The sequence below is a fragment of the Amycolatopsis sp. NPDC049252 genome (genome assembly GCF_043197175.1).
Taxonomy (GTDB): domain Bacteria; phylum Actinomycetota; class Actinomycetes; order Mycobacteriales; family Pseudonocardiaceae; genus Amycolatopsis.
This window is the reverse complement of the sequence record NZ_JBICSQ010000014.1, coordinates 160,728-166,409: the sequence shown is the minus strand read 5'-3', so window position 1 is coordinate 166,409 and position 5,682 is coordinate 160,728. Positions and strand designations below refer to the sequence as shown.

General features: G+C 69.8%; 5 protein-coding genes. 4 read left to right on the top strand and 1 reads right to left on the bottom strand.

From position 1 onward, the window contains the following. Nucleotides 1-487, top strand: a 487-nt coding sequence (locus ACGFMK_RS19090; RefSeq protein ID WP_392764542.1) for a response regulator, incomplete at its 5' end; no start/stop codon positions are given. Nucleotides 488-595: 108 nt separating this feature from the next. Continuing rightward, nucleotides 596-1,126 carry a GNAT family N-acetyltransferase gene (locus ACGFMK_RS19085; RefSeq protein ID WP_392764540.1) on the top strand — a complete coding sequence of 177 codons (531 nt, stop codon included), beginning with the start codon at nt 596-598 and terminating at the stop codon, nt 1,124-1,126. 215 nt (nt 1,127-1,341) lie between these two features. Here ACGFMK_RS19085 and ACGFMK_RS19080 read toward each other — a convergent pair whose 3' ends face one another. Next, entirely contained in the window at nt 1,342-3,081 is a 1,740-nt protein-coding gene (locus ACGFMK_RS19080; RefSeq protein WP_392764537.1) for a glycerol-3-phosphate dehydrogenase/oxidase, read from the bottom strand. A gap of 235 nt (nt 3,082-3,316) precedes the next feature. Here ACGFMK_RS19080 and ACGFMK_RS19075 point away from each other — a divergent pair, with 235 nt between their 5' ends. After that, entirely contained in the window at nt 3,317-4,066 is a 750-nt protein-coding gene (locus tag ACGFMK_RS19075) for an MIP/aquaporin family protein (RefSeq protein WP_392764534.1), read from the top strand. 30 nt (nt 4,067-4,096) lie between these two features. After that, nucleotides 4,097-5,611 carry a glycerol kinase GlpK gene (glpK, locus tag ACGFMK_RS19070; RefSeq protein ID WP_392764532.1) on the top strand — a complete coding sequence of 505 codons (1,515 nt, stop codon included), beginning with the start codon at nt 4,097-4,099 and terminating at the stop codon, nt 5,609-5,611. Nucleotides 5,612-5,682: the final 71 nt, after the last annotated feature.

The following is a 5,682-nucleotide window of genomic DNA, read 5'->3' as shown; positions in this document are numbered from 1 at the left end:
GGTGGCCCGGCACCACCCCGACGTCGTGCTGATGGACCTGCGCATGCCGGAGCTGGACGGCGTCGGCGCGATCCGCCGTCTCGCCGTTTCCCACCCCACGGTCCGGGTCCTCGTGCTGACGACGTACGACGCGGAGACGGACGTCCTGCCGGCGATCGAAGCCGGCGCGACGGGCTACCTGCTGAAGGACGCCCCGGTCGCGGAGCTGCTGGCCGCGGTCCGCGCGGCGGCGCGCGGCGAGTCCGTGCTGGCGCCGAGCGTCGCGGGCCGGGTGCTGAGCGGTTTTCGCCGGGCCGGCCCGCTGACCCGCCGTGAGCTGGAGGTCCTGCGCCTGGTGGCGGCCGGGGCGACGAACCGCGCGGCGGCCGGGAAGCTGTTCATCAGCGAGGCGAGTGTGAAGACCCACCTGCTGAGCGCGTACTCGAAGCTCGGGGTGAACGACCGCGCGGCGGCGGTCGGCGAGGCCTACCGCCGCGGCCTGCTCTGAGGCGGTTTCACCCTTTTCGGAAGTCTGGCGCGGTGCGACCGGGCACGGATCCTGCCTTGACCGACGGACCGAGGGCGGCGTGCTCGCGGCCTGGCTAGGCTGGGTGGAGTGGAACCGGTGGAGATCAACGCGGGCACCTACTACCTGCGCCAGCTGCGCGCCGACCGGCACATCGACGACCGCCCGGCGCTGATGGAGGCGTTCGCCGACCCGACGCACCGCAAGTACGTGCTGAACTACCGCCTGCGCACCCTCGACGAAGCGACGGAGTACGTGACCCTGCGCGCGGCGCAGTGGGCGGGCGACGAGCGCTGCTCGTGGGCGATCGCCGAGCCGACGTCGGGCAGGCTGCTGGGCGAAGTGGGCCTGCGCGAGCTGGACCTGGACGCGGCGTACGGGGAGGCGACGGTCTGGGTCCACCCGGCCGAGCGAGGCAAGGGAATCGCGACGACGTCGTTGAACGCGGCCCTGCGCTTCGGTTTCGGCGGCCTGGGCCTGACGGAGGTCAGCTACCGCTACGAGGAGAGCAACACGGCATCGGCGATCGTGGCGGAACGCTGCGGCTTCACGTTGATCGGCCCGGAGAACGACCGCGCCCCGACGGGCGAGCGCCTGATCCGCTGGCACCGCACTTCCTGAACCACGGTTGTCGAGCCGCGGCTGCGGTGCCGTCACGCTCACGTCGCACCGGCGGCGTGCTGGTCCATGCCCCAGCCCAGGCGGAAACTCCCCCGCCCTTCCCTGGGGGGCGGCCCCGAGGCCAGTCTATCGGTGACCCCGGACGGAAACCCCGCTGAAGCCCCTGGTCAGCGCCGGTTGTCCACAAGTCCGGAGGCCTGTGGACAACCCCGGCGTCAGCTGACCGGCGCCACGATTCCCGAGCGAGCTTCCGGGGCCGCGATCCGCAGGGCGTCCGCCGCTTCGTCGCTCGGCTGGGACTGGGACTCGCGTTCGGCCTCGACCCGTGCCCGGTAGACCTCCACCTCGCGCTTCACCGTTTCGGGGGACCAGCCGAGGACCTCGCCCACCAGGTCCGCGACCTGTTCCGCGCAGTCGACGCCGCGGTGGGCGTACTCGATCGAGATGCGGGTGCGGCGGGCCAGGACGTCCTCCAGATGCAGCGCACCCTCGTGCGCGGCCGCGTACACCACCTCGACGCCCAGGTAGTCCGGCGCGTGCTCGATCGGCTTGAGCAGCTCCGGGCGGCCCTCGGCCAGCGCCAGCACCTCGTGCACCAGCGAGCCGTAGCGGTCCAGCAGGTGCCTCACCCGATAGGGGTGCAGGCCGTGTTCCGCGGCCAGGTGGTCGGCCTGGTTGACCAGCGCGTGGTAACCGTCCGCGCCGATCAGGGGAACCTTGTCCGTGATCGACGGCTGGGAGCGGCCCGGCAGGTCGACCGCCGCCGCGTCGACGGCGTCCGCCGCCATCACCCGGTACGTCGTGTACTTGCCGCCCGCGATCGCGACCAGGCCCGGCGCCACCCGCGCCACCGCGTGCTCGCGCGAAAGCTTCGACGTCTCTTCGCTCTCCCCCGCCAGCAACGGGCGAAGCCCCGCGTACACGCCTTCGATGTCGTCGTGCGTCAACGGCGTCGCCAGGACGCTGTTGACGTGCTCCAGCAGGTAGTCGATGTCGTGCTTGGTCGCCGCCGGGTGCGCGAGGTCGAGGTTCCAGTCCGTGTCCGTGGTACCCACGATCCAGTGATTGCGCCACGGAATGACGAACAGCACCGACTTCTCGGTGCGCAGGATCATCCCCGACTCCGACACGATCCGGTCGCGCGGGACGACGATGTGCACGCCCTTGCTCGCCCGCACCCGGAACCGTCCGCGGCCACCGGACAGGCGCTGCAGCTCGTCGGTCCAGACGCCGGTGCAGTTGATCACGACGGCCGCCGAGATCTCCGTCTCGCGCCCGTCTTCGACGTCGCGCACGCGCACGCCGGACACCCGGTCGGCCTCGCGCAGGAAGCCGACGACCTGGGTGGACGTCCGCACGATCGCGCCGTAGTGCGCCGCGGTCCGCGCCACCGTCATGGTGTGGCGGGCGTCGTCGGACTGGGCGTCGTAGTAGCGGATCCCGCCGATGAGCGCGGACCGCTTGAGGGCCGGCACCATCCGCAGCGCGCCCGCGCGGGTCAGGTGTTTCTGCCCCGGGACGCTCTTGGCGCCGCCCATCGTGTCGTACATCAGCAGGCCCGCCGCGGTGTACGGCCGTTCCCACACGCGGTGCGTCAGCGGGTAGAGAAAGCTGACCGGCTTCACCAGATGGGGTGCGATCGTCGTCAGCATCAGCTCGCGCTCGCGAAGCGCTTCCCGGACCAGCCCGAACTCGAGCTGCTCCAGGTAGCGCAGGCCGCCGTGGAAGAGCTTGCTCGAGCGGCTCGACGTCCCCGACGCCAGATCCCGCGCCTCGACGAGCGCGACCCGCAGCCCGCGGGTGGCGGCGTCCAGTGCCGTGCCGGCGCCGACCACGCCGCCGCCGATCACGACGACGTCGAAGGTCTCCTTGCCGAGCCGCTGCCAGGTCTCCTCCCGCTTGCGCGGTCCCAGCCGAGCCGGGTTCGTCTCCGCTGCGTGCTGTGCGCTTGCCACGTGACAGTCCTCCTCGAGCTGGCGAGGGTTCCAGCATCGCACGACCCGGTGATCCTCCGCCCGTTCGCGGATGACACTTGTGGCGTAACCCTCCGCGATCTTGAAAAGATTGCGCTCTCCGGTCCTTGGACCAGGGTTCTACGCCCGGGTAACGTCGCCCGGACGTGGGTCGGCAACGGTGCCGTGGCACGCCGTGATCGACCCTGCGCAGAGTGTCCAGTGTGGAGGTGCAGCGGTGAGTGCTGGGGCAATAATCGTCTGGGAACTACTGGGAACAGCGGCGCTGATCCTGCTCGGCAACGGCGTGGTGGCCAACCACGTGCTGCGCAAGACCAACGGCAACAACGGCGGAATCCTGTTCATCAACTTCGGCTGGGCGTTCGCCGTCTTCACCGGCGCCAGCATCGCCGCGCCGAGTGGCGCGCACCTCAACCCGGCGGTGACCCTCGGGCTCGCCATCGCCGACAAGACCAAGTGGGCCGACGTGCCCTTCTACTTCATCGGGCAGATGGCCGGCGCCATCATCGGCGCCATGCTGTGCTGGGCGACCTACAAGCTCCAGTTCGACGACCACCCCGAGCCCGAGAACACCCTCGGCATCTTCTCCACCGCGCCACAGATCCCGAACCGGGTGTGGAACCTCGTCACCGAGATCATCGGCACCTTCGTCCTGGTGGCCTGGATCCTGCTCAGCCCCACGTTCGCGGCGACCGACGGCGGCACCCCGAACTTCGGCAACTCAGCGCTCGGCTACGCGGGCGTCTCGTTCGTGGTCCTCGTGATCGGCACCTCCCTCGGTGGCCCGACGGGCTACGCCATCAACCCGGCGCGTGACCTCGGCCCGCGGATCGCGTACGCGTTCCTGATGCCGATCCGCAACAAGGCGAACGCCAACTGGGGCTACTCCTGGATCCCGGTCGTCGGCCCGCTCGTCGGTGGCGCCCTCGCCGCGCTCCTGTACCTCCTCGTGCACAACCTGACCTGATCGCCCGCCCGAGAATTTCCTGGAGCACACATGACTTCGTACGTAGCAGCGATCGACCAGGGCACGACCTCGACCCGGTGCATGATCTTCAACCACGAGGGCCGGGTCGTCGCCGTCGACCAGAAGGAACACGAGCAGATCTTCCCGAAGGCGGGCTGGGTCGAGCACAACGCCGAGGAGATCTGGGAGAACACCCGCGCGGTCGCCGCGGGCGCCATCGCCAAGGCCGACCTGCACACCAGGGACATCGTCGCCGTCGGCATCACCAACCAGCGCGAGACCGCGCTGGTCTGGGACAAGACGACCGGCAAGCCGGTGTACAACGCGATCGTCTGGCAGGACACCCGCACCGACCGGATCGTCACCGAGCTCGGCAACCTCGGCGGCGGCCAGGAGCGCTACCGCGACAAGGTCGGCCTCCCGCTCGCGACGTACTTCTCCGGGCCGAAGGTCAAGTGGATCCTCGACAACGTCGAAGGCGCGCGTGAGAAGGCCGAAGCCGGTGACCTGGTCTTCGGCAACATGGACACCTGGGTGCTGTGGAACATGACCGGCGGGCCCGACGGCGGCGTGCACGTCACCGACCCGACCAACGCCTCCCGCACCATGCTGATGGACCTCGACACGCTGCAGTGGGACCCCGAGATCGCCGCCGAGATGACGATCCCGCTGTCCATGCTGCCGGAGATCCGCTCCTCCTCCGAGGAGTACGGCAAGGTCCGCGAGAAGGGCGCGCTGGCCGGCGTGCCGATCGCGGGCATCCTGGGCGACCAGCAGGCCGCGACGTTCGGCCAGGCCTGCCTCTCGCCCGGCGAGGCCAAGAACACCTACGGCACCGGCAACTTCATGCTGCTCAACACCGGTACCGAAAAGGTGATGTCGCAGAACGGGCTGCTCACCACGGTCTGCTACAAGATCGGCTCGAACGACACGATCTACGCGCTGGAAGGCTCCATCGCCGTCACCGGTTCGCTGGTGCAGTGGCTGCGCGACAACCTCGGCATGATCTCGACCGCGGCCGAGATCGAAGAGCACGCGCGCAGCGTCGAGGACAACGGCGGTGCGTACTTCGTCCCGGCGTTCTCGGGTCTGTTCGCTCCTTACTGGCGGTCCGACGCTCGCGGCGCGATCGTCGGGCTCACCCGGTTCGTCAACAAGGGACACCTGGCCCGCGCGGTGCTGGAGGCGACCGCCTTCCAGTCGCGCGAGGTGATCGACGCGATGAACGCCGACTCCGGTGTCCCGCTGAAGTCGCTCAAGGTGGACGGCGGCATGGTCGTCAACGAGCTGCTCATGCAGTTCCAGGCCGACATCCTCGGCGTGCCGGTGATCCGCCCGGTGGTCAACGAGACCACCGCGCTGGGTGCCGCGTACGCCGCCGGGCTGGCGGTCGGGTTCTGGAAGTCCGAAGACGACATCCGCACCAACTGGGCCCAGGACAAGCAGTGGGACCCGTCGATGGACGACGCCCGCCGCGAATCCGAGTACCGCAACTGGAAGAAGGCCGTCACCAAGACCTTCGACTGGGTCGAAGACGAGGACTGACCGACGGGGACCGGCCGGGAGCGCCGACGGCGCTCCCGGCCCGCCCGCCGGATCAGTCTTCCCAGCCCTCC